Origin of the sequence: Oceanicola sp. 502str15 (assembly GCF_024105635.1) — a bacterium.
GTDB lineage: Bacteria > Pseudomonadota > Alphaproteobacteria > Rhodobacterales > Rhodobacteraceae > Vannielia.
This window is the reverse complement of record NZ_WYDQ01000001.1, coordinates 2,197,042-2,217,800: the sequence shown is the minus strand read 5'-3', so window position 1 is coordinate 2,217,800 and position 20,759 is coordinate 2,197,042. Positions and strand designations below refer to the sequence as shown.

At 68.3% G+C, this 20,759-nt stretch carries 27 protein-coding genes; 8 read left to right on the top strand and 19 right to left on the bottom strand.

Annotated features, from left to right (window positions below; all coding sequences use genetic code 11):
• Positions 1-10: 10 nt before the first annotated feature.
• Positions 11-385: an HIT domain-containing protein gene (locus GTH22_RS10740; protein WP_252945186.1), complete on the top strand. Its 375-nt coding sequence runs from the start codon at positions 11-13 to the stop codon at positions 383-385.
• A 247-nt stretch (positions 386-632) separates the two neighbouring features.
• On the opposite strand, the gene GTH22_RS10735 is transcribed toward GTH22_RS10740, so the two are convergent.
• The gene (locus GTH22_RS10735) at positions 633-1,454 is read right to left on the bottom strand and encodes a RimK family alpha-L-glutamate ligase (protein ID WP_252945185.1); all 822 of its coding nucleotides are present in this window, start codon (positions 1,452-1,454) and stop codon (positions 633-635) included.
• Between the two features lie 67 nt (positions 1,455-1,521).
• On the opposite strand from GTH22_RS10735, the gene GTH22_RS10730 reads away from it, so the two are divergent.
• Positions 1,522-1,701: a zinc-finger domain-containing protein gene (locus GTH22_RS10730; protein ID WP_252945184.1), complete on the top strand. Its 180-nt coding sequence runs from the start codon at positions 1,522-1,524 to the stop codon at positions 1,699-1,701.
• 144 nt (positions 1,702-1,845) lie between these two features.
• Here the strand turns inward: GTH22_RS10730 and GTH22_RS10725 are convergent, their stop codons facing one another.
• The 9 genes from GTH22_RS10725 to GTH22_RS10685 form a co-directional block, all read right to left on the bottom strand.
• Positions 1,846-2,328, bottom strand: coding sequence for a PaaI family thioesterase (locus GTH22_RS10725; RefSeq protein ID WP_252945183.1), 483 nt, complete (start codon positions 2,326-2,328; stop codon positions 1,846-1,848).
• On the bottom strand, positions 2,328-3,833 hold the full coding sequence (locus tag GTH22_RS10720) for a malonyl-CoA synthase (RefSeq protein WP_252945182.1): 1,506 nt from the start codon (positions 3,831-3,833) through the stop codon (positions 2,328-2,330). The genes GTH22_RS10725 and GTH22_RS10720 overlap by 1 nt, the downstream gene beginning before the upstream one ends.
• Complete coding sequence (ureG, locus tag GTH22_RS10715; protein ID WP_252945181.1) at positions 3,830-4,459, bottom strand: urease accessory protein UreG; 630 nt, start codon at positions 4,457-4,459, stop codon at positions 3,830-3,832. Before ureG ends, GTH22_RS10720 begins: the two co-directional genes overlap by 4 nt.
• A complete protein-coding gene (locus tag GTH22_RS10710) occupies positions 4,456-4,869 on the bottom strand; it encodes a DUF3995 domain-containing protein (RefSeq protein ID WP_252945180.1) in 414 nt (137 codons plus the stop codon). The genes ureG and GTH22_RS10710 overlap by 4 nt, the downstream gene beginning before the upstream one ends.
• A 263-nt stretch (positions 4,870-5,132) precedes the next feature.
• The gene (locus GTH22_RS10705) at positions 5,133-5,786 is read right to left on the bottom strand and encodes an urease accessory protein UreF (protein WP_252945179.1); all 654 of its coding nucleotides are present in this window, start codon (positions 5,784-5,786) and stop codon (positions 5,133-5,135) included.
• Positions 5,776-6,375 (bottom strand): urease accessory protein UreE, encoded by a 600-nt coding sequence (locus tag GTH22_RS10700; protein ID WP_252945178.1) that lies wholly within the window; start codon positions 6,373-6,375, stop codon positions 5,776-5,778. Before GTH22_RS10700 ends, GTH22_RS10705 begins: the two co-directional genes overlap by 11 nt.
• The gene (locus tag GTH22_RS10695) at positions 6,372-6,968 is read right to left on the bottom strand and encodes a hypothetical protein (protein ID WP_252945177.1); all 597 of its coding nucleotides are present in this window, start codon (positions 6,966-6,968) and stop codon (positions 6,372-6,374) included. The genes GTH22_RS10700 and GTH22_RS10695 overlap by 4 nt, the downstream gene beginning before the upstream one ends.
• A complete protein-coding gene (locus GTH22_RS10690; RefSeq protein WP_252945176.1) occupies positions 6,965-7,555 on the bottom strand; it encodes a hypothetical protein in 591 nt (196 codons plus the stop codon). Before GTH22_RS10690 ends, GTH22_RS10695 begins: the two co-directional genes overlap by 4 nt.
• A gap of 94 nt (positions 7,556-7,649) precedes the next feature.
• Positions 7,650-7,874, bottom strand: a complete 225-nt coding sequence (locus tag GTH22_RS10685) for a hypothetical protein (protein WP_252945175.1) — start codon at positions 7,872-7,874, stop codon at positions 7,650-7,652.
• 177 nt (positions 7,875-8,051) lie between these two features.
• Here GTH22_RS10685 and GTH22_RS10680 point away from each other — a divergent pair, with 177 nt between their 5' ends.
• Positions 8,052-8,399 (top strand): hypothetical protein, encoded by a 348-nt coding sequence (locus GTH22_RS10680; RefSeq protein ID WP_252945174.1) that lies wholly within the window; start codon positions 8,052-8,054, stop codon positions 8,397-8,399.
• Positions 8,400-8,602: 203 nt separating this feature from the next.
• Here the strand turns inward: GTH22_RS10680 and ureC are convergent, their stop codons facing one another.
• The 9 genes from ureC to GTH22_RS10635 all read right to left on the bottom strand — a co-directional run bounded on the left by ureC (position 8,603) and on the right by GTH22_RS10635 (position 14,125).
• Positions 8,603-10,312 carry an urease subunit alpha gene (ureC, locus tag GTH22_RS10675; RefSeq protein WP_252945173.1) on the bottom strand — a complete coding sequence of 570 codons (1,710 nt, stop codon included), beginning with the start codon at positions 10,310-10,312 and terminating at the stop codon, positions 8,603-8,605.
• A gap of 11 nt (positions 10,313-10,323) precedes the next feature.
• A complete protein-coding gene (locus GTH22_RS10670) occupies positions 10,324-10,809 on the bottom strand; it encodes a GFA family protein (RefSeq protein ID WP_252945172.1) in 486 nt (161 codons plus the stop codon).
• A gap of 126 nt (positions 10,810-10,935) precedes the next feature.
• Positions 10,936-11,331, bottom strand: a complete 396-nt coding sequence (locus GTH22_RS10665) for a carboxymuconolactone decarboxylase family protein (protein ID WP_252945171.1) — start codon at positions 11,329-11,331, stop codon at positions 10,936-10,938.
• Entirely contained in the window at positions 11,332-12,147 is an 816-nt protein-coding gene (locus GTH22_RS10660) for a cyclase family protein (protein WP_252945170.1), read from the bottom strand.
• 37 nt (positions 12,148-12,184) lie between these two features.
• Positions 12,185-12,478 carry an antifreeze protein gene (locus tag GTH22_RS10655; RefSeq protein ID WP_252945169.1) on the bottom strand — a complete coding sequence of 98 codons (294 nt, stop codon included), beginning with the start codon at positions 12,476-12,478 and terminating at the stop codon, positions 12,185-12,187.
• Entirely contained in the window at positions 12,475-12,783 is a 309-nt protein-coding gene (locus tag GTH22_RS10650) for an urease subunit beta (RefSeq protein ID WP_252945168.1), read from the bottom strand. The genes GTH22_RS10655 and GTH22_RS10650 overlap by 4 nt, the downstream gene beginning before the upstream one ends.
• A complete protein-coding gene (locus GTH22_RS10645; RefSeq protein ID WP_252945167.1) occupies positions 12,780-12,953 on the bottom strand; it encodes a hypothetical protein in 174 nt (57 codons plus the stop codon). Before GTH22_RS10645 ends, GTH22_RS10650 begins: the two co-directional genes overlap by 4 nt.
• 13 nt (positions 12,954-12,966) lie before the next feature.
• Positions 12,967-13,269 (bottom strand): urease subunit gamma, encoded by a 303-nt coding sequence (locus GTH22_RS10640; RefSeq protein WP_222470124.1) that lies wholly within the window; start codon positions 13,267-13,269, stop codon positions 12,967-12,969.
• Between the two features lie 4 nt (positions 13,270-13,273).
• Entirely contained in the window at positions 13,274-14,125 is an 852-nt protein-coding gene (locus GTH22_RS10635) for an urease accessory protein UreD (protein ID WP_252945166.1), read from the bottom strand.
• Between the two features lie 357 nt (positions 14,126-14,482).
• Between GTH22_RS10635 and urtA the strand changes: the two genes are divergently transcribed.
• The 5 genes from urtA (at position 14,483) to urtE (ending at position 20,754) form a co-directional block, all read left to right on the top strand.
• Positions 14,483-15,772, top strand: coding sequence for an urea ABC transporter substrate-binding protein (gene urtA, locus GTH22_RS10630; RefSeq protein ID WP_252945165.1), 1,290 nt, complete (start codon positions 14,483-14,485; stop codon positions 15,770-15,772).
• Between the two features lie 118 nt (positions 15,773-15,890).
• Entirely contained in the window at positions 15,891-17,918 is a 2,028-nt protein-coding gene (urtB, locus tag GTH22_RS10625) for an urea ABC transporter permease subunit UrtB (protein WP_371928341.1), read from the top strand.
• Positions 17,919-18,120: 202 nt separating this feature from the next.
• A complete protein-coding gene (gene urtC / locus GTH22_RS10620) occupies positions 18,121-19,284 on the top strand; it encodes an urea ABC transporter permease subunit UrtC (protein WP_252945164.1) in 1,164 nt (387 codons plus the stop codon).
• Entirely contained in the window at positions 19,281-20,021 is a 741-nt protein-coding gene (gene urtD / locus GTH22_RS10615) for an urea ABC transporter ATP-binding protein UrtD (protein WP_252945163.1), read from the top strand. Before urtC ends, urtD begins: the two co-directional genes overlap by 4 nt.
• 37 nt (positions 20,022-20,058) lie before the next feature.
• Complete coding sequence (urtE, locus tag GTH22_RS10610) at positions 20,059-20,754, top strand: urea ABC transporter ATP-binding subunit UrtE (protein WP_252947624.1); 696 nt, start codon at positions 20,059-20,061, stop codon at positions 20,752-20,754.
• Positions 20,755-20,759: the final 5 nt, after the last annotated feature.

Below are 20,759 nucleotides of genomic sequence, written 5' to 3'. Positions count from 1 at the left end.
GGAGGCCCCCATGGGCTACAGCTACGACCCCGAGAACATCTTCGCCAAGATCCTGCGCGGCGACATCCCCAACGACACCGTGCTCGAAACCGAGCACAGCCTCGCCTTCCGCGACCTCTACCCCCAGGCCCCGGTGCACGTGCTGGTCATCCCCAAGGGGCCCTACGTGAGCTACGACCACTTCGCGCAGGAGGCCTCCGAGGCCGAGATCGTCGATTTCACCCGCGCCATCGGCAAGGTCTGCGCGCTGGAAGGGGTCGAATCCCACGGCGAGGGCTGCCGCTTCATCTCCAACGCCGGCTCCCACGGCGTGCAGGAAGTCCCCCACCTCCACGTCCACATCCTCGGCGGCCGCCCCCTCGGCCGGATGCTGCCACCGGCCTGACGCCGGTTGCCACCTCCCCGCCCTGCACGCCACCCGCAGGGCGGGCGCCAACCCACCAGCCACCCGCGCACCACCAGCGGCCCCGTAGGGTGGGTGCCAACCCACCAGCCACCCCCGCACCACCAGCGGCCCCGTAGGGTGGGTGCCAACCCACCAGCCACCCCCGCAACACCAGCGGCCCTGTAGGATGGGTGCCAACCCACCATCCCCACGCGCCGCTACCCCCGCAAACGCCACCACCCCCCACTCACCCCGCCAGCACCGCCAGCGCCTCCCGCATCGCCTCCCGCGCCCGCACCCACCGCTCCGGCGCGCTCGCCGCATAGCCATCCAGCCCCGGCGCCGCATTCACCTCCAGCACCACCGGCCCCGCCGCCCCCGCGATCACATCCACCCCGCCCCAGCGCAACCCGAGCGCCGCCACCGCCCGCACCGCCAGCGCCTCGGCTTCCGGCCCCGGCGTGCCATCCCGCACCGCCCCCCCGGCCGAAAGGTTGCCCGGCCCACCCGCCGCGCCCACCCGCTCGTAGGCCAGCACCACGCGCCCCTCCAGCACCATCACCCGAAACTCCCGCCCCGGCACATGGCTCTGCAACAGCACATGCCCGCCGCCCGCCCGCAGCGGCTTCATCGCCGCCGCCAGCGCCTCCACGTCCGCCACCCGGACCACGCCCGCGCCGCCATGCCCGCCATTCGGCTTCACCCAGAGCGGAAAGCCGCTCTCCTCCCGCGCCCAGGCCAGCCCCGGCGCCGCATCCCGCCCCGCCAGCACGATCACATGCTCGGGCACCGGCACCCCGGCATACCCCAGCACCTTCGCCGCATAGTCCTTGTCGCCCGCCAGCCGCGCCGCCGCATCGCCGTTCAGCCCCAGCGCCGCGCCATGCACCGCATGGGCCCGCCCGCCCGCGTCGATGAAAAACCCGAACCGCCCATGAAACGGCTCCGCCACCACCCGGCCCCCCAGCGCCTCCGCCGCCTCCGCCATCAGCCGCAGAAACGCCCGCATCCCCTCATGCGGCGCGACAAGCCACCGCGCATCCGCCATGCCGTTGCCCACTTGCACCATCACCCCATCCTGCTATTTTCGCCCGCAATTCTGGCCCGCCCCAGCGCCCCCCGCAAGGAGACAGCACATGCCGATCGACGCCCCCGAAACCGAAGTGGTCTCCGCCTGGCGTGTCGCCTGTGACGGCGGCGAGGCGGCCCTCGGCCACCCCCGCGTCTGGCTCTCCCTCAGCCACGAGACGGGCGAGGTCGAATGCGGCTATTGCGACAAGAAGTTCGTCCACGAGAGCTTCGCCAAGGCGTCCTGACCCGCCCGCTTCATTTTCTTGCTGCAAATATCTCCGGGGGTGTGGGGGCTGGCCCCCACTCCGTCCCCCGCGTCACGCGCAGCGCTCAGGCGGCTCAGTGGCGTGAGCTTCCCGGCGTAGGGCGGGACTTGTCCCGCCACCCCCTCACCGCGTCATGATCATGCAGGTCGTCGAGCCGGTCGCATAAAGCCGCCCGTCGTCCACACCCACGATCTCGCCCCGCGCCACGCCGGTCGAACGGCCCGTGTGCTGGATCTCGCCAATCGCCAGAACCTCGCAGCCCACCGGGATCGCGCGGGCGATATTCACCTTGTATTCCAAGGTCGTATACCAGCTTCCCTGCGGTACCTTCGTCATCACCGCGCAGGCCATGCAGCTGTCGAGCAGCGTGCCGTACCAGCCGCCATGGGTGCCCCCCATCGGGTTGGCATGGGCAAACTCGGGTGCTCCGCGAAACACCACGCGCCCGTCCTCCACCTCGTCGAGCCAATAGCGCATCACCTCCGAAATCGGCGGCCCCGCGATCTCGCCGCTCAGCATCTTCTGCATGAACGCCAGCCCCGACATCGACAGCAGCGCCTCGAAACTCGCAAGCTCATCCGGCCCCGCCGCAACTCTCCTGCCCATCACCCGAACACCCCCGCAAATCTTTCCCGCAGCGCCGCCTTCTGCACCTTGCCCATGGTGTTGCGCGGCAGCGCCTCCACCAGCTCGAAATGCCGCGGATGCTTGAACCGCGCCAGCGCCTCTCCCAGCGCAGCGCGCACCGCGTCCAGATCCACCGAGGCCCCCGGCTCCGCCACGATCACCGCCACCGGGCTCTCGCCGAAGTCACCATGCGGCGCGCCCACAACCGCGCTTTCCAGCACGCCGGGCAGATCGTCGATCACCGCCTCTACCTCCTTGGGGTAGATGTTGTAACCGCCCGAAATGATAAGGTCTTTTCCGCGCCCGACGATGCTCACATAGCCCTTCTCATCCATCACCCCGAGATCCCCGGTGATGAAGAACCCGTCGGCGCGCAGCTCCGCCGCGGTCTTCTCCGGCATCTGCCAATAGCCGCCAAACACGTTCTCCCCGCGCACCTCGATCATCCCAACCTCGCCCTGCGCCAGCTCGGCGCCGCTCTCGGGGTCGCAGATCTTCAGCTCCACGCCGGGCAGGGGCGGGCCAACGGTGCCCGCCACCCTCTCGCCGTCGTAGGGGTTCGAGGTCAGCATGTTGGTCTCGGTCATCCCGTAGCGCTCCAGAATGCGCTGCCCCGTGCGCGCCTCGAACTGCCGGTGCGTCTCCTCCAGCATCGGCGCCGAGCCGGAGATGAACAGCCGCATATGCACCGCCAGTGCCGCGTCAAACCGCGCATCCTCCAGCAGCCGGGTATAAAACGTCGGCACCCCCATCATCGTCGTCGCCCGCGGCAGCGCCGCAAGCACCTGATCCACGTCGAACTTCTCCAGCCAGATCAGCGGCGCACCGGCCAGCAGCGCCACGTTGGTCGCCACGAACAGCCCATGGGTGTGAAAGATCGGCAGCGCATGAATCAGCACATCGCCCGCCGTGAACCCCCAAGCCTCCACCAGCACCCGCGCATTGCTCAGCAGGTTCCGGTGCGAGATCATCGCCCCCTTCGAGCGCCCCGTGGTCCCCGAGGTGTAGAGAAAGGCCGCAAGGTCATCCTCGCCCCGCGCCACCGGCGCAAATTCCGCCGAGGCCTCCGCCGTCCGCGCCGCAAAGCTCCCGGCCGCCCCGGGCCCGAGGGTCTCGATGCGGGCAAACCGCTCCAGCGAGCCCAGCGCCTCCCGCTTGCCCGGATCGCAAAGAAACAGCCGCGCCCCCGAGTTCTCGACAAAATACTCAAGCTCCGCCGCCGGGTAGCCCGTGTTCAGCGGCAGAAACACCAGCCCGGCGGCAATGCAGCCGCCCACCAGCGCCAGCATCTCCGGGCACTTCTCAAGCTGCATCGCCACCCGGTCGCCCGGCTCCAGCCCAAGGTCCACCAGCGCATTGGCATAGCGCCCCACCGTCTCGGCAAACTCGCCATAGCCAAGCAAAACCGAGCCGTCCGCCCGCAGCAGAAACCCGCCCTCGCGCCCCGCACAGGGCGCAATCAGCGCGTCATAGAGAGGGTTCATTCCGCCGCCACCTCACCCAGCCCGCTCATCGCCCGGATCTCGGCAATCACCGCCGCGACCCCTTCGCCATGGCGCATCGCGCAAAAGTAAAACGGCCGCCCCGCCCGCATCCGCGTTGCATCCCGCTCCATCACCTCCAGCGAGGCGCCGACATGGGGGGCAAGGTCGGTCTTGTTGATCACCAGAATGTCCGACTTGGTGATCGCCGGCCCCCCCTTGCGCGGAATCTCCTCGCCCGCCGCCACGTCGATCACATAGATCGTCAGATCCGCCAGCTCCGGCGAGAAGGTGGCCGAAAGGTTGTCGCCCCCGCTCTCGATCAGCACCACCTCCACCTCCGGATGACGGCGGCGCATCTCGGCCACGGCCGCAAGGTTGATCGAGGCATCCTCGCGGATCGCCGTATGCGGACACCCCCCGGTCTCCACCCCGATGATCCGGTCGGCGGGCAGGATCTGCGCGCGCACCAGCGCCTCGGCATCCTCGCGGGTGTAGATGTCATTGGTGATCACCCCGACCGAATGATGCGGGCTCAGCGCCTTCGCCAGCGCCCCGGTCAGCGTCGTCTTGCCCGCGCCCACAGGGCCGCCAATGCCAATCCGCAAGGGTCCGTTCATCCGCGTCATGTCAAAGCTCCGTATGTCAAAATGAGAAAGCCCGCGCCAAGCGCAAGGCAGAGCGGCCCGAAGGCCCTGCGATCCAGCGTGGCAAAGGGCTCCTCCGGCAACCGCCGCCGCCAGCCCGGCGCATAGGCCACCGCCCCGCGCAGCAGGAACACGCCCGCCAGCCCGGCCAGCCCCAGGGTCACCGGCCAGCTCGCCGCCATCCAGGGCCAGGCGGCGGCAAAAAGCAGCGCCACCACCACAAGCGAGGTCACGCCGGCCCCCGGCATCGCCTCGATCCCGCGCGCCCCGACAACCGAGCGCGCCAGCGCCCGCTCGTCGGACAGCGGAAACCACCATCCAAGCGCCCACATCAGATGCAGCGCGGCCAGCACGATCAGAACGGCAGAAAGAACAAGCGAAAGCCCAGTCATCGTCCCATCATTCCCATGGCCCACCCGCAGGCGCAAGATCGCCCGGGGGCACAGCCTGCGCCCATTTTCTTGCTGCAAATATCTCATCCCGCAGGTGCCACCAACGCCGCCAGCAGAGGCCATCTTCCCAAACCCGGCCCCACCCCCCGTAGGGCGGGACTTGTCCCGCCACTCGAAACGCCCGAGGCCCGCCCGTTGCCCAAAGCCCAATCCCCACGGCCGCCGCACCGCGTAGGGCGGGACTTGTCCCGCCATCCGTCAGCTCAACTCCGAAACACCCGGCTATAAAGCGCCTCATGGCGCATCGCCGCCACATCGGCGGCAAAGCTCGCGGTGCCAAGCCCCTCCAGCCCGCCCGCAATCGCCTCCCGCGCCACCGCCTCGCAGCGGTGCGTCAGCCGCGCCAGCATGGCCTGCGCCTCGGTCTGGCCCAGCGGCACGGCGCGGGTGGCCACGGCGCAGAGGTTGCCGATCAGGGCCTGCAAATACATCACCGCCGTCAACTCCAGCGGCAGCCCGTGCAGCCCCGCCGCCCGGCCCACGGCCACGGGGTAGGGGGCCGCCTCCACCGTGCGCTCGGGCCAGAGCGCCGAGACGGTGGCGGCAAAGGCCGTCCCCTGTTCCAGCGTCTCCGCCAGCCGTTCCGCCGAAGGCGCCAGCGCGCGGGCCAATGCGTCAACCTCGGCCAGCGCGGCCCCATCGGCCCCATGGGCCGCCGCCAGCAGCGCCGCATCAGCCCGCCCGGCGCCCTGTTCCAGAATCCCCTCCAGCCAGGCCTCCACGCTCCCCCGCGCCACCCGCCCCTCCGCCAGCGCGGACTCCAGCCCGTGCGACCAGGCAAAGGCCCCGACCGGAAAGCCGGGCGAAAACCACTGAGCCAGCCGCAGAACCGCCGCCGTGGTGCGCTCAGTGCTCATGCGTATGCTCGTGGCCGTGGCCATGATCATGCCCATCTCCATGATCGTGCCCATGAGAGTGCCCGTGATCATGCCCATGAGTATGCCCATGCCCCTCCGGCCCGTGCTGCGCCCCATGGTCGTGCCCATGGGTCCGCCCTTCGCCATAGGCCCCGCCTTCCGGCGTGAAGGGCTCCTCCACCTCGGCCACCACGGCCCCGAGCCGCGCCAGCATGTCCGCCATCACGTGATCGCGCTGGATCAGCAGCCGCTCCGGCTCGACCTGGCAGGGGGTGTGCCGGTTGCCGATGTGCCAGGCCAGCCGCACCAGCGAGGCCCCGGCCTCCGCCGCCCCGCGCACCTCCAGCAGCGGCTCCTGCGCCGCCTCCACCGCCACATGTCCGCCGCCCGCCAGCACCAGCGCATCGCCCGCGTCCAGCGAGGTGGTGCGCGGCAGGTCCACCAGCACCCGCGCCCCGGCCTCCGTCACCAGGACCTTGCGGCGCAAAAACCTGTCCTCGTAGCTCAGCCGCACCCGGTCCGCCGCCCCTGCGCCGCCGCCCCGTGCCACCTCCTGCGCCGTCTCCAAACCCGTCGCCGTCCCGCTCATTCCATCACCTCGATCGTCACGTAGCTGTATCTGTCCACCCTGTCTTCCTCATGCCAGGCCAGCGGATAGCTGAAGCCCAGCCCGGGCAGAAAATGCCGCTCCTCCCGCGCCACCAGCTCGCCGTCCTCATAGATCCGCTGCTCCATCGGCAGCACGGCGAGCGTGCAGCCGCCAATCTCCACCTCGCCCGGCGTGCCATAGCGCACGCCCAGCATCTCCCTCACCGGCCCGTCGCCGTAATTCGCCACCATCTCCACGCCCCAGCCATGGCCGGGAAGCGGCTCCGGGGTCTGCTCGGGGCGCATCGGCAGGGCAAAGGTGGCGCGGGTGTCGGGCACCGGCACGCCGTCCTTCACCTCCGCCGACTCCAGCAGGTAAACCCCGCGCGCGTAGAGAAACCGCGTATCCCCGCCCTCATTCGCGAAATCCAGAAGGCTCTCCACCAGCACCTCGCTGCGCGCGCGGAACACCTCGGTGTCGCCGGACGTCAGCACCAGCCGAATGCCCCGCGCGAGGTCTCCCGGCACCGGGCAGGCCGCCCCCGCCCCCTGTGCCGCGCAGACCGCCGCAACCGCCAGCCCGCCCCGGATCATCTCACCGCCTCGACGCTGACATAGGTATAGACATCGAGGGTCTCCCCCTCCGCGTAGCTCGCAAGGTAGGCATGCCCGAACTCCGGCAGGTAATGCAGCACCTCGCGGCTGGTCTCCTCGCCCCCGCTGAAATGCCGCGTCGTCACCGGGATCACCTCGTAGGCGCAGGCGCCGTAGGTCCATGTCACCGGGCTGCCAAAGCTGTAATCATGCCGCTGGCTGCGCCCCGCACCGTCGCTCAGCGCCACCTCCAGCGAGGCTTCGAGCCCCGGGGCAGGGGCGGGCAGGGGGCTCTGGCCGTAGTCATAGGTGGTCGGCGGCTGCGAGGGCGCGCCGTTTTCCAGCTGCACCACCTCCAGCGGATAGATCCCCTGCGCCAGCCTGATCCGGGTCGCAAACCCCTCCGCCCCGATGGTCGACACCGTCATGCCCGCCTCTGCGCGCGTCACGGTCTCGGTCTCGCCGGTGGCAAGCCCCAGCCGCAGCCCGCCCTCCAGGTCGGCCGCCGTGGGACAGGCCGCAAGGGCGAGGGCGGGGGCGGCCAGCGCGGCGGCGGCGATCAGGCTCTGGCAGATCAGGCGGTGCACGTCATTCTCCCGGCAGACACTGGCCAGAGCCTACCGGGTTTCTCGGGTGATGGAAGGGCCAGGCCGCCCGGCGCCCGCCCCCTGTCGCGCCCGCTCAGAGATAGAACAGGTCGCGGAACACATGGCGCGGAATATCCTCGCGCTTCAGCCCCATCGACTTCAGCGCCGCGTCCGACAGCGCGTTCAGCCGGTTGATCTCATGCATCCGCGAGCGGCTTTCCATGTAGGCGTTCAGGCCCATGCCGATACCGGCAAAGAACGTGTCGAGCCGGGCGCGCAGCGAGGGTGAAAACGGGGCGTCGGTGTTGAGAAGTGCCATATGCGGAAACCTTGTCGTTCGGGTTGCAGGGTTTCCTCCCATGTCCACAGCCTAGCACGGGCCGGGCAGGGCGGAAGGGCCCGGCACGCAGGGCAGCCATGCCGCCAGAGCAAGCTCCGGCGCGCGCGCCGCGCCGCCGCTAACGCCCCGTTAACCGCCATCCCCCAGCATCGCCCCATGAGCCGCCACGAATCATTCCCGCCCCGCCCCGCCCCCACGGCCCTCGCCGACGCGCTCGGCGCCATCCGCGCCCAGATGGCCGCGCTCAAAACCTGCGAGGCCGCCCTCTGCCGGGCCCTGATCGCCGCCCGCCCCATCGGCCCGGTCCGGGGCGACGCCTTCACCGTGTCGCTGCACCACGCCACCCGCACCCGCCTCGACCCCTCCCGCCTGCCCGCCTACATCCGCGACGATCCGGCCTTCTACCTCTCCGCCCCAAGCACCACCGTCATCACCCGCCCCACCGCCCCCGAGGAGGAGGGCGAGGAAGATGACGATTTCGAAGTGATCGAACGTTTCGGATAGCGGCAGGTGGGTTCCACCCACCCTACAGGCTCTCCCGACCGTGGCGGCACCCGTAGGGTGGGTGAAACCCACCACGCGTCCCGACCAAAACCCGCCAAAACCCGCGCGGCACCCTTGCCCGCGCCGACAGGTGGGCTCCCCCACCTCACAGCCCGCCACACCCATCGAAACCCTTGTAGGGTGGGTAAAACCCACCCCCCGGATCAGAACATGAAATACCGCTGCGCCATCGGCAGGCTTTCCGCCGGCTCGCAGGTCAGCAGCTCGCCATCGGCGCGCACCTCGTAGGTCTCCGGGTGCACCTCGATCTTCGGCCGCGCATCGTTCAGCTTCAACGACGACTTCCCGATCCCCCGCGTCCCCTTCACCGCCAGCAGATCCTTCGCCAGCCCGAGCTGCCCGCGCAAGCCACCCGCGACAGCAGCCTCGCTCACAAACAGCGCCGCCGAGCGTTCCACCGCCCGGCCCATGCTGGCAAACATCGGCCGCGAATACACCGGCTGCGGCGTCGGAATCGAGGCATTCGGATCGCCCATCTGCGCCACTGCAATCGACCCGCCCAGCAGCACCATCTCCGGCTTCACGCCAAAGAACGCCGGTGACCACAGCACCAGATCCGCCCGCTTGCCCACCTCGATCGAGCCGATCTCATGGCTCATCCCATGGGCAATCGCCGGGTTGATCGTGTATTTCGCCACGTAGCGCCGCACCCGGAAATTGTCGTTCTCCCCGGTCTCCTCCGCCAGCCGCCCGCGCTGCTTCTTCATCTTGTCGGCGGTCTGCCAGGTGCGGATCAGCACCTCGCCCACCCGCCCCATGGCCTGCGAGTCCGAAGCGATGATCGAAAACGCCCCCATGTCGTGCAGGATATCCTCCGCCGCAATCGTCTCGCGCCGAATGCGGCTCTCGGCAAAGGCCACATCCTCCGGGATCGACTTGTCGAGGTGGTGGCACACCATCAGCATGTCGAGATGCTCCTCCAGCGTGTTCACCGTGAACGGCCGCGTCGGGTTGGTCGACGACGGCAGCACATTCTCCTCGCCACACACCTTGATGATATCCGGCGCATGGCCCCCGCCCGCGCCCTCGGTATGGAACGCATGGATCGTGCGCCCCTTGATCGCCGCCACGGTATTTTCGACAAACCCGCTCTCATTGAGCGTGTCGGTGTGGATCATCACCTGCACGTCCATGTCGTCGGCCACGCTCAGGCAGCAGTCGATCGCCCCCGGCGTCGTGCCCCAATCCTCGTGCAGTTTCAGCGCACAGGCCCCGCCGTTCACCATCTCCACCAGCGCGCCGGGCAGCGAGGCATTGCCCTTGCCCGCCAGCCCGATGTTCATCGGCACCCCGTCCAGCGCCTGCAACATCCGCCCGATATGCCAGGGCCCCGGCGTGCAGGTCGTCGCCAGCGTCCCGTGCGCCGGCCCGGTGCCGCCGCCGAGCATCGTCGTCAGCCCGGAGTGCAGCGCATCCTCGATCTGCTGCGGACAGATGAAGTGGATATGGCTGTCAAACCCGCCCGCCGTCAGGATCTTGCCCTCCCCCGCAATCGCCTCCGTCCCGGGCCCCACGATGATATCCACCCCCGGCTGCGTGTCCGGGTTCCCCGCCTTGCCGATGGCGGCGATCCGCCCGTCCTTCAGCCCGATGTCGGCCTTGTAGATACCCGTGTAATCCAGCACGAGCGCGTTGGTGATGACCGTATCGACAGCCCCCTGCGCCCGCGTCGTCTGCGCCTGCCCCATCCCGTCGCGTATCACCTTGCCGCCGCCAAACTTCACCTCCTCGCCATAGGTGGTGAAATCCTTCTCGACCTCGATGATCAGGTCGGTATCCGCCAGCCGAACCTTGTCGCCGGTGGTCGGGCCGAACATCGCGGCATAGTCGGAACGGGGGATGCTGGTGGCCATGTCGGTCTCCTTCAGGCGGCCCAGAGGCCGTGTTTCTTGTGCCAATCCTCAAGCGAAAGCTCGGGATAGGCGTCATAGGTCTCGTCCTGCGGCCCCGGCGCCAGCGGCACCCAACCCGGCTTGTCGGCCAGCATCAGGTGCACCCGGTGCGGGGCGGGGGGCAGGGGGGTGTCGATGGCGCTGGCCATCGGGTGGATCAGCTCGGGCCATGTCGGATCAAACAGCCACAGCTCGCTGCCGCAGGAGCCGCAGAAGTTCCGCTCCCCGGTCGAGGTCTCGCAGACCCCGCCGCGCTCCACCTCGGCGCGATACACCGAGGTCTCGCCCTCCACCTCCAGCGTCTCCGCCAGCCCGCCAAGGTTGATCGCATAGCCACCCCCGCCGCCGGTCTTGCGGCAGATGGTGCAGTAGCAGAGCTGATAGGGCACCGGCGTGTGGCTCATCAGCGAGAACCGCACGGCCCCGCAGCGGCAGGAGCCTTCGAGCGTCATCGGCATGGAATAGCCTTCTCAGGTTCAACCGGGTCGCGCAGCGGCCCGGTTCGCCCCCGACCCGCCCCCCAGGGCGGGGGCGAAATCGCCCCCACCCTCGGGCCGGGGGCGAACCTCGCGTTGGCGCGCCCCTCAAACATCAAACACCTCATCCACCGGCACCTGCATCGCCGTGACCATCCCGTTGGTCATCATCGCAGCGCCGATCACCCGGACCAGCTCTGCGTGCATCTCGCCGCTCATCCCCTTGGCCCGCGCCGCCGCCGTGTGGCTGTGCACGCAATACGAACACCCGTTGGCCGTGGAAACCGCCACGTAGATCATCTCCTTCACCAGCGGATCGAGCGCCCCCGGCCCCATCAGGACCGAGAGCTTGTTCCACGTTTCCTCCAGCGCCTCCTCGTCATGCGCGAGCGCCCGCCAGAAGTTGTTCACGAAGTCGGTGCCCCGCGCCGCCCGGATCTCGGCAAACACCGCCGCGGCGCGCGGCGACAGCTCCTCATCGGCCAGAAGAGGCACCGTCGCCATTCAGATCACCGCCATCACGCGGGCAGGGCCACCCGTGCCGCCGCCATGCTTGGGCGCGCCCACGAAGAGCGTCGCCCCGGTTGCAGGCACGGCATCGAGGTTCGCCAGGTTCTCGATCCCGTAGCGCCCGGCGGGCAGCCAGGAATAGTGCACCGCGAAATCTGCCGAATTGCCCGGATCGAGCGAAAGCGTGTCCACCCCGATGCTTGCCACCCCCATGTCGAGCAGCATGTCCGTCGCCGCCTTGGCAAAGCCCGGAAAGGCAAAGGCCCCTTCCTCGTCGTTCCGATAGGCCGCCTCGCCCATCTTCGCGCCCCAGCCCGAGTTCATCGCCACGCAGGCGCCCTCGGGGATGTCGCCATTGGCCGACACCCAGGCCTCGATGTCCTCCGGCTCCACCATCGCGTTCGGCTCCTCGGCGGCCTTGGCCTTGAGGTCGATCACGCAGAGCGGGCACATCAGGCTTTCGGGCGGCAGCATGTCCACCGTGTCGCCGCCCTCGGCAAAGTGGGCGGGCGCGTCGATATGGGTGCCGGAATGCTCGTAAAACGAGACCTTCCAGATCTTGTAGCCATCGGCGGCGTAATCCTTGTCCGGCACAAACTCGATCCCCGGCAGCCCGTCAAAGGTCGGAAACTCCGGCGTCAGCGTCCAGGTCAGGTCCACCACCTTGCCGCTGGATTGCGCCAGCGCGGGCCGCGAGGCCATCGCCCCGGCGGTAATCGCGGCGGCCCCGGCGGCCGCACTTCGCGCGAAAAAGCTGCGGCGGCTCATCGCGCTCTTGCGCACATTCTCGATCAGGCAGGCATTGCACATGTCAGAACTCCCATTCTGGTTGATCCATCCCGTTCCCTTACCGCAGCTTCGGCCCCCGCTTGGCGAGGCGGCTGGCGTTGGCGCGTGTCTTCTGGCGCAGCGGGCGCAGGGCCGCAGCCGCCACATCGCGCCCGCTCATCGCGGCGAGGCTGGCGCCCTGCGCGGACTTCACGAAGGCAAGCTGCTTTTCGCGCACCATCCGCTTGTTCTCGCCGCCGGTCACGTTCCATGCCCCGGCCATGCCCATCATCCGCATCCAGATCACGGCGCTGACCTCCATGGTCATCATCGCCATCTGCATTTGCAGCCGGATGAGGGCGGCGGGGCTCATTCGAGCGCCCCCATGACCTTCTGGTTGAAGCCATACACCTTCCGCCCGCCGCCGTAGGCGATCAGGTTCACCTCCCGCGCCTGTCCCGGCTCGAAGCGCACGGCGGTGCCCGCCGCAATGTCCAGCCGCATGCCCCGGGCGGCGTCACGGTCGAAGTCCAGCGCGCCGTTGGTCTCGGCAAAATGGTAGTGGCTGCCCACCTGCACCGGCCGGTCGCCGGTGTTGGCCACCATCAGCGTGATCGCCTCGCGCCCCGCGTTCAGCTCGATCTCGCCCGGCGCGGTGATGACCTCTCCGGGGATCATTTGCGGCTCCACAGAAGGGCCGCGAAACCCGCCGCCACGATCACCGCGAGCGCGGCCATCAGCGCCAGGGCGGAGTTGGCCTCATGCGGGTGCAGATGCGCGCCCGAATGGGCGAGGGCGGGGCCGGCAGTCGTCAGGGCGGCGGCCAGCGGGGCAACGATGTATCTCATGTCTCGATCCTTCTCAGCGAATGGGGTTGTGCACGGTCACCAGCTTGGTGCCGTCGGGAAAGGTCGCCTCCACCTGCACCTCGTGGATCATCTCCGCGATCCCCTCCATGCACTGCTCGGCACTCACCACCTGCGCGCCCGCCTCCATCATGTCGGCCACCGAGCGCCCGTCGCGCGCGCCCTCCACCACCGCATCGGTGATGAGCGCAATCGCCTCGGGGTGGTTCAGCTTCACGCCGCGGGCCAGCCGCTTGCGGGCCACCTCGGCGGCCATGGCGATGAGGAGCTTGTCCTTTTCGCGGGGGGTGAGTTGCATCTGTCTAGAGCCTCCAGGATCGAGGAAGGGTATTGCCGCTGAGCCGGTCGAGCGCGGGCATCAGCAGGCGTCGCAGGCCAAAGCCGTCAGGGGCGAGGAATCGGGCCACCATCACATCCTGCGCGATCAGCGAGGCGCCCGCCAGAGCCTCCTCGGGCAGGGCGGCGCGCAGGGCATCGCGCTGGTGCTCGGCATCGGGCGCCACGTAAACCACCAGCGCCATCGCCTTCGCGCCCGCCCCGGTGGCCGGGCCCGCAAGCTGCGCGGTGATGTCGCCCTCAAGCCGCGTGGCATCGGCAAACAGCCTTTCGCCCTCGCGGAAAATCTCCACCCGGTCGCTGAACCAGCCCTCGCTCAGCCGCTCGCCCATCGCCGTGCGCCCAAAGACCACCGGCTCGCAGAGCAGCAGCCGCGCATCGCCCGCCAGCTCTGCCCGCAGCCGCCGCCGCAGTGCGCAGGCCTGAAACAGAATCGTCTCCTGCGGCAGCCAGTGCAGGCTTGCGCCCGCGCCCGCCTTCAGCCGCACCGAAACCTCGCCAACCTCTCCCGGCTGGGCACGATAGGCCCGCTCTGCGGCCTGCGTGGTCACGCTCAGCGCCGCGCCCGCCTCGGCCTCCGCCTCCAGCCGAAACCGGTCGCCCCCGGTGATCCCGCCCGCCGAGTTGACCGACATCGCCTGAAGCGCGCCGGTGCCGCGCGGAAACAGCAGCTTCAGCGCACCCGACATCCGCAACGCGCCGATCCGCCCGCCCGTGCGCGGGCAGGGCCGCGCCGAAACCCGCGCCGCGCCCTCGGCCCTTGGCTGCTTCGCCCGTGCCGCGCCTATCTTGCCGTCGATGGTAATGTCCGTCCCCACCCTCTGTGTTGCTGTTGTTTCATCATGCACCCCTCCGGCTTTCCACATGGAGCAGCCGAACTTACCTCAACGTCAAGGCTTCTGCCGTTTTATTGGGCGACGGCTCAGAAAGTTGCCGCAAAATTAATCATTGCCGGGCGGGGGCTGCATTTCTGCAACGCCGGATTTGCGCCCGCTGCCGGACCGTCCGAAGCATGACGTCGCCCGGAACCGGTGGAAAATTTCCGCCCCGGGTGCGTGGCCGGTGACGATGAGGATCCGACGCCTTGGGCCATGCAAATAGCAACAAGAACTGGTTTCGGGGATGATCCGCGTGCTGCCAAAAGCCCGCCCGCGTGCCCCGAACGGAGGGATGAAATGAACCTTTTCCACAAAACCGCTGCCTCTGCGCTCGCACTCGGTCTTGCCGCCGGTGCCGCCTCTGCTCAGGAGGTCAGCTGCCCGATCAAGGTCGGCGTGCTGCACTCGCTGTCCGGCACCATGGCGATTTCCGAGACCACGCTGAAAGAGACGATGGAAATGCTCGTCGCCGAGCAGAACGCCAAGGGCGGCCTGCTGGGCTGCGATCTCGAAGCCGTCGTCGTCGACCCGGCCTCCGACTGGCCGCTCTTCGCCGAAAAGGCCCGCGAGCTGCTGACCGTCCACGAGGTCGATGTGATCTTCGGCAACTGGACCTCTGTGTCGCGCAAATCCGTGCTGCCGGTGATCGAAGAGCTGAACGGCCTGCTCTTCTACCCGGTGCAGTATGAGGGCGAAGAGTCCTCCAAAAACGTGTTCTACACCGGCGCCGCCCCCAACCAGCAGGCGATCCCGGCGACCGACTACTACCTCGAAGAGCTGGGCGTCGAGAAATTCGCGCTGCTCGGGACCGACTATGTCTACCCCCGCACCACCAACAACATTCTCGAGTCCTACCTGAAGGACAAGGGCATCGCGGCCGAGGATATCTTCGTCAACTACACCCCCTTCGGCCACTCCGACTGGTCCAAGATCGTGTCTGACGTCGTGGCGCTGGGCGCTGACGGCAAGAAGGTTGGCGTGATCTCCACCATCAACGGCGACGCCAACATCGGCTTCTACAAGGAGCTGGCCGCGCAGGGCATCTCCGCCGAAGACATCCCCGTGGTGGCCTTCTCCGTGGGTGAAGAAGAACTCGCCGGTCTCGACACCTCCAACCTCGTCGGGCATCTGGCGGCGTGGAACTACTTCATGTCCGCCGACACCGAGGCCAACGCCGAGTTCATCGGCAAGTGGCACGAGTTCATCGGCTCCACCGACCGCGTCACCAACGACCCGATGGAAGCCCATTACATCGGCTTCAACATGTGGGTGAACGCCGCCACCGAGGCCGGCACCACCGATGTCGACCCTGTGCGTGAAGCCATGTGGGGCCAGGAGTTCCCCAACCTGACCGGCGGCACCGCCGTGATGGGCGTGAACCACCACCTCTCCAAGCCGGTCCTGATCGGCGAGATCCGCGCCGACGGCCAGTTCGACATCATCTCCGAGACCGACCCGGTCCCCGGCGATGCCTGGACCGACTTCCTCCCGGAATCGGCTGTGCTGAAGTCCGATTGGAAAGATCTCCAGTGCGGCATGTACAACACCGAAACCGAGACCTGCGTGCAGATCGAAAGCAACTACTGAGCCTTCGGGTTCTTCGGGCGGCGCTCCCCTCGTGCGCTGCCCGCCAAGCCAACGAAGAGGGCGGCCCGCGCCGCCCTCTTCGGCCCAAGGGGACAATCGCGCGGTGGGAATACCTGACATGTTGAAGGCCTTGAAGGCTGCGGCGCTGCTCTGCGCCCTCACTCTTGCCGCGTCCACGCCCACACTGGCGCAAGACGCCACCCCCCCCGAGGCGCCCGCCGAAACGGCCGCGCCCGAGGCGCCGCAGGCCCCCGCCGAGATGGGCCCGATCCAGACGCTGCTGCAACAGCACGCCGACGACATCGCCAAGCCCTCCCGCCGCACCATCCAGCCGGTGATCGACGCGCTCTCCGGCTCCGGCCTGCCCGGCATGGCCGACGTGCTTCAGGTCTGGGAAGCCCGCGAGATGTACCAGCGCGAGAGCGACGGCTGGTTCTTCGCCGGCGAGAAGGGCCCCGAGCGCAGCATCATCCTCACCGATTTCGACAGCGGCGAGGCGCTCGCGCCGGTGCCCTCCGACGAGGTCAGCAACCTCAAGCCCAACTCCGGCGTGCGCGGCCTCATCGCCTCCGCCCTCGTGCGCTTCCAGCTCGAAGACGAGAACCCGGCGCGCCGGCAAGATGCCCTCACCGCCATCTCCCGCAACCCCGACGCCTCCCAGCTCGCGCCGCTCGCCGCCTCTATCGCGGGCGAGCCCGACCCGGCCCTCAAGGCCCAGAAAGAGCGTCTGCTGACCCTGCTCACCATCGCCTTCGGTGCCGACGAGTCGGCCCGCGTCGCCGCGATCGAAAGCGTCGCGGGCGATCTCAACGTCGACACCCGCGCCACCCTCAACCCGCTGGTCGCCACCACGCTCAAGCTCTCCGAGGGCGAGCCTTCCGGCAACATCGCCCGCACCATCGCGCCCGGCACCGAAGAGCTGCCCCGCAACACCGCCTACGACATGGCCGCCGCCGCCGCCGATCTGCCCGCCCGCATCGAGCCCGCCGACCGGCGCGCCGCGCTTCAGGCCAATATCACCGACGGCGCCGTGGGCGGCGTGCCCCTCGCCGAGCTCAACACCGTCCCCGCCCGCGAACGCGCCTATGCCGCGCTGGTCGAGGCCGGCACCGTGCCCCCCGCGCCCACCGAGGCCGAGATCGACGCAACCCTCGCCCGCTTCACCTATTACGAAACCTACGCTGAGCCCTCCGCCGCCGTCACCGACGCCGCCACCCGCGCGCTCAACACCATCGACGCCAAGGTCGCCGTCAACACCGCCGCCGACCTCGGGCTCGATGCGCTCTCCCTCGCCTCCATCTATTTCCTCGCCGCCATCGGGCTGGCCATCACCTTCGGGGTGATGGGGGTCATCAACATGGCCCACGGCGAGTTCATCATGATGGGCGCCTACACCGGCTACGTGGTGCAGCAGATGATCCCCAACCACACGGTCTCGATCATCGTGGCGATCCCGCTCGCCTTCGCCGTCACCTTCGCCGCAGGCGTGGCGATGGAGCGGCTGGTGATCCGCTGGCTCTACAACCGCCCGCTCGAAACCCTGCTGGCCACCTTCGGCATCTCCATCGCCCTGCAACAGCTCGCCAAGAACATCTTCGGCACCCAGGCCCGCCCGCTTACCGCACCCTCCTGGCTCGACGGCCAATGGCAGATCAACGAGATCATCGGCATCTCCATGATCCGCGTCGCCATCTTCGTGCTCGCACTGGTGTTCCTCCTGTTCTTCCTCTTCCTGATGAAGAAAACCCGCCTCGGGCTTGAGACCCGCGCCGTCACCCAAAACCCCCGCATGGCCGCCTCCATGGGCATCAACCCCGGCCGCGTGAACATGCTCACCTTCGGCCTCGGCTCCGGCATCGCCGGCATCGCCGGCGTGGCCATCGGCCTCTACGCCAAGGTCACCTCCGAGCTTGGGGCCGACTACATCGTGCAGAGCTTCATGACCGTGGTTGTCGGCGGCGTCGGCAACATCTGGGGCACCCTGCTGGGGGCCACCATGATCGGGAGCTTGCAGAAGGGCATCGAGTGGCTGAACCCCTCCAACACGCTCGCCGCCCAGACCTACATGATCGTCTTCATCATCATCTTCATCCAGTTCCGCCCGAGGGGCATCATCGCCCTCAAGGGCCGCGCGGCGGGAGACTGAGTATGTTTGGTCTGACCCTCAGAACCTTCCGCCCGCTGTTGCAGAACAAGGCCAGCGCCCATCCCGCACGGGGCGCCTCTCATCCCGTGCATCCCTTCTCGTCGCGTGTTCCGGCGCCGTTCAATCCGGCCTCACCGAAGCGCCCGCCTCGCGCCGCACGCCCGCTCGCCTCCCTCTTCAAAGCCCCCCGGAGGGCCCCCCAATGAACCGCTCCTTCATCGCCCGTAACCCCTCCACCCTCATCTTCCTCGCTTGCCTCGGCATCTTCACTCTGGCCGTCACCATCGCCTCCGAAGGCTTCGGCCTCGGCCTCATCTCCACCTCCTTCGTCAAGACCCTCGGCAAGACCCTCTGCCTCTGCCTCGTCGCCGTCGCGATGGACCTGATCTGGGGCTACTGCGGCATCCTCTCGCTGGGCCACTTCGCCTTCTTCGGCCTCGGCGGCTACATGATCGGCATGTGGCTGATGTACGAACGCACCCGCCTCATCGTCACCGAAAGCATGGCGGCACAGCAAATTCCGCCCACCCCGCAAGAGGTGATCGACTCCATCGGCACCCAGATCTTCGGCGTCGTCGGCTCCTCCGAATTTCCGCTCATCTGGTCCTTCGCCCACTCGCTCACCCTGCAACTCATCCTCGTGGTCGCCGTGCCGGGCCTCCTCGCCCTCGTCTTCGGCTGGCTCGCCTTCCGCTCCCGCGTCGCAGGCGTCTACCTGTCGATCCTCACCCAAGCCATGACCCTCGCCCTCGCGCTCTACCTCTTCCAGAACGACTCCGGCCTGCGCGGCAACAACGGCCTCTCCGGCCTGCAAAACCTGCCCGGCGTCACCGCCTCGCAAGACGTGGTGTCGATCTGGTTTCTCTGGGCCTCCGCCCTCGCGCTCGGCCTCGGCTACCTGCTGGCCGCATGGGTGGTGTCGGGCAAGTTCGGTTCGGTCATCCGCGGCATCCGCGACAACGAGGCCCGCGTCCGCTTCCTCGGCTACTCGGTCGAAACCTACAAGCTCGCCATGTTCACCCTCACCGCCTGCATCGCCGGCATCGCGGGCGCGCTCTACTACCCGCAGGCCGGCATCATCAACCCCGCCGAAATCGCCCCCATCGCCTCGATCTACCTCGCCGTCTGGGTGGCGATCGGGGGCAGGGGCCGCCTCTACGGCGCGGTCATCGGCGCCGCCCTCGTCTCCCTCGTCTCCACCTTCTTCACCGGCGGCCAGGCCCCCGACATTCCGCTCGGCTTCTACACCATCGCCTGGGTCGACTGGTGGACCGTCCTGCTCGGCCTCACCTTCGTGCTGGTCACCCTCTTCGCCCCCAAGGGCATCGGCGGGCTGTTCGATCTGATCGGGAGAAAAGCCAAATGAGCACCCTGCTTGAAGTCAACGGCATCTCCGTCACCTTCGATGGCTACAAGGCGATCCGAAACCTCTCCTTCAACATCGGCGAGGCCGAGCTGCGCGCCATCATCGGCCCCAACGGCGCGGGCAAGACCACCTTCATGGATATCGTCACCGGCAAGACCAAGCCCGACGAGGGCAAGGTGATCTGGGGCGAAATGAGCCGCAACCTCGTGGGGATGAACGAGGCCAAGATCGCCCAGGCGGGCATTGGCCGGAAGTTCCAGAAACCCACGGTCTTCGAAGATCAGACCGTGCGCGAAAACCTCACCATGGCGCTTCAGAACAAGCGCGGCTGGTCCCGCGTGCTGTTCTGGAAGCCGACCCGCAAGGACGAAAACCGCGTCACCGAACTCGCCGCCGAGATCGGCCTCGCCGAGGAGCTCGAGCGCATTTCCGGCGAGCTCTCCCACGGGCAAAAGCAATGGCTCGAAATCGGCATGCTGCTGGCGCAGGAACCGCGCCTCCTGCTGGTCGACGAACCCGCCGCAGGCATGACGCTGGCCGAACGCGAGCACACCACCGACATCCTCAAGGAAGCCGCCAAGACCCGCGCCGTGGTGGTGGTCGAGCACGACATGGAGTTCGTCCGCCGGCTCGAATGCAAGGTGACGGTGCTCCACGAAGGCTCGGTGCTGGCCGAAGGCTCGCTCGATCACGTCACCTCCAACCCTCAAGTCATCGAGGTGTATCTTGGCCGCTGAACCCGCCCCCACCCAATCCGCCCCGGCAAAGCCCGACATGCTCAAGCTCGACGGGCTGACGCTGCACTACGGCCACTCGCAAATCCTGCACGGCATCTCGCTCGAGGCCCGCCTCGGCGAGGTCACCTGCGTCATGGGCACCAACGGCGTCGGAAAGACCTCGCTGATGAAGGCGATCTCCGGCACCCACGCCCGCTCCGGCGGCACCGTGGTCTTCGACGGGCAGGACATCGGCAAGCTCCCGGCCCATGAAATGGCCCAGCGCGGGCTGGCCTATGTGCCCCAGGGCCGCGATATCTTTCCGCTGCTGACGGTGCGCGAAAACCTCGAAACCGCCTACGCCTGCCTGCCCAAGTCAGAGCACGTGATCCCCGATGAGGTCTTCGAACTGTTCCCGATCCTCAAGGAATTCATCCACCGCCGCGGCGGCGACCTCTCCGGTGGCCAGCAGCAGCAACTTGCCATCGCCCGCGCCATGATGACCAAGCCCAAGCTCCTGCTCCTCGACGAGCCCACCGAGGGCATCCAGCCCAACATCATCCAGCAGATCGGCCGGGTGATCGAATACCTCCGCGACCGCGGCGACATGGCGATCATCCTCGTCGAGCAGTATTTCGAATTCGCCTACAACCTCGCCGACCGCTTCGTGGTGCTCCGCCGCGGCGAAGTGCGCGCCTCCGGCGCCCGCGGCGAGATCGAAAAGAGCGCGCTGATGGCCGAAGTCTCGGTCTGAGCCCG

Excerpts from the sequence above, each read along its gene's own strand:
- GTH22_RS10740 (WP_252945186.1), top strand. The coding sequence starts at position 11 with ATGGGCTACAGCTACGACCCCGAGAACATCTTCGCCAAGATCCTGCGC.
- GTH22_RS10735 (WP_252945185.1), bottom strand. The coding sequence starts at position 1,454 with ATGGTGCAAGTGGGCAACGGCATGGCGGATGCGCGGTGGCTTGTCGCG.
- GTH22_RS10730 (WP_252945184.1), top strand. The coding sequence starts at position 1,522 with ATGCCGATCGACGCCCCCGAAACCGAAGTGGTCTCCGCCTGGCGTGTC.
- GTH22_RS10725 (WP_252945183.1), bottom strand. The coding sequence starts at position 2,328 with ATGGGCAGGAGAGTTGCGGCGGGGCCGGATGAGCTTGCGAGTTTCGAG.
- GTH22_RS10720 (WP_252945182.1), bottom strand. The coding sequence starts at position 3,833 with ATGAACCCTCTCTATGACGCGCTGATTGCGCCCTGTGCGGGGCGCGAG.
- ureG (WP_252945181.1), bottom strand. The coding sequence starts at position 4,459 with ATGACGCGGATGAACGGACCCTTGCGGATTGGCATTGGCGGCCCTGTG.
- GTH22_RS10710 (WP_252945180.1), bottom strand. The coding sequence starts at position 4,869 with ATGACTGGGCTTTCGCTTGTTCTTTCTGCCGTTCTGATCGTGCTGGCC.
- GTH22_RS10705 (WP_252945179.1), bottom strand. The coding sequence starts at position 5,786 with ATGAGCACTGAGCGCACCACGGCGGCGGTTCTGCGGCTGGCTCAGTGG.
- GTH22_RS10700 (WP_252945178.1), bottom strand. The coding sequence starts at position 6,375 with ATGAGCGGGACGGCGACGGGTTTGGAGACGGCGCAGGAGGTGGCACGG.
- GTH22_RS10695 (WP_252945177.1), bottom strand. The coding sequence starts at position 6,968 with ATGATCCGGGGCGGGCTGGCGGTTGCGGCGGTCTGCGCGGCACAGGGG.
- GTH22_RS10685 (WP_252945175.1), bottom strand. The coding sequence starts at position 7,874 with ATGGCACTTCTCAACACCGACGCCCCGTTTTCACCCTCGCTGCGCGCC.
- GTH22_RS10680 (WP_252945174.1), top strand. The coding sequence starts at position 8,052 with ATGAGCCGCCACGAATCATTCCCGCCCCGCCCCGCCCCCACGGCCCTC.
- ureC (WP_252945173.1), bottom strand. The coding sequence starts at position 10,312 with ATGGCCACCAGCATCCCCCGTTCCGACTATGCCGCGATGTTCGGCCCG.
- GTH22_RS10670 (WP_252945172.1), bottom strand. The coding sequence starts at position 10,809 with ATGCCGATGACGCTCGAAGGCTCCTGCCGCTGCGGGGCCGTGCGGTTC.
- GTH22_RS10665 (WP_252945171.1), bottom strand. The coding sequence starts at position 11,331 with ATGGCGACGGTGCCTCTTCTGGCCGATGAGGAGCTGTCGCCGCGCGCC.
- GTH22_RS10660 (WP_252945170.1), bottom strand. The coding sequence starts at position 12,147 with ATGTGCAATGCCTGCCTGATCGAGAATGTGCGCAAGAGCGCGATGAGC.
- GTH22_RS10655 (WP_252945169.1), bottom strand. The coding sequence starts at position 12,478 with ATGAGCCCCGCCGCCCTCATCCGGCTGCAAATGCAGATGGCGATGATG.
- GTH22_RS10650 (WP_252945168.1), bottom strand. The coding sequence starts at position 12,783 with ATGATCCCCGGAGAGGTCATCACCGCGCCGGGCGAGATCGAGCTGAAC.
- GTH22_RS10645 (WP_252945167.1), bottom strand. The coding sequence starts at position 12,953 with ATGAGATACATCGTTGCCCCGCTGGCCGCCGCCCTGACGACTGCCGGC.
- GTH22_RS10640 (WP_222470124.1), bottom strand. The coding sequence starts at position 13,269 with ATGCAACTCACCCCCCGCGAAAAGGACAAGCTCCTCATCGCCATGGCC.
- urtA (WP_252945165.1), top strand. The coding sequence starts at position 14,483 with ATGAACCTTTTCCACAAAACCGCTGCCTCTGCGCTCGCACTCGGTCTT.
- urtB (WP_371928341.1), top strand. The coding sequence starts at position 15,891 with ATGTTGAAGGCCTTGAAGGCTGCGGCGCTGCTCTGCGCCCTCACTCTT.
- urtC (WP_252945164.1), top strand. The coding sequence starts at position 18,121 with ATGAACCGCTCCTTCATCGCCCGTAACCCCTCCACCCTCATCTTCCTC.
- urtD (WP_252945163.1), top strand. The coding sequence starts at position 19,281 with ATGAGCACCCTGCTTGAAGTCAACGGCATCTCCGTCACCTTCGATGGC.
- urtE (WP_252947624.1), top strand. The coding sequence starts at position 20,059 with ATGCTCAAGCTCGACGGGCTGACGCTGCACTACGGCCACTCGCAAATC.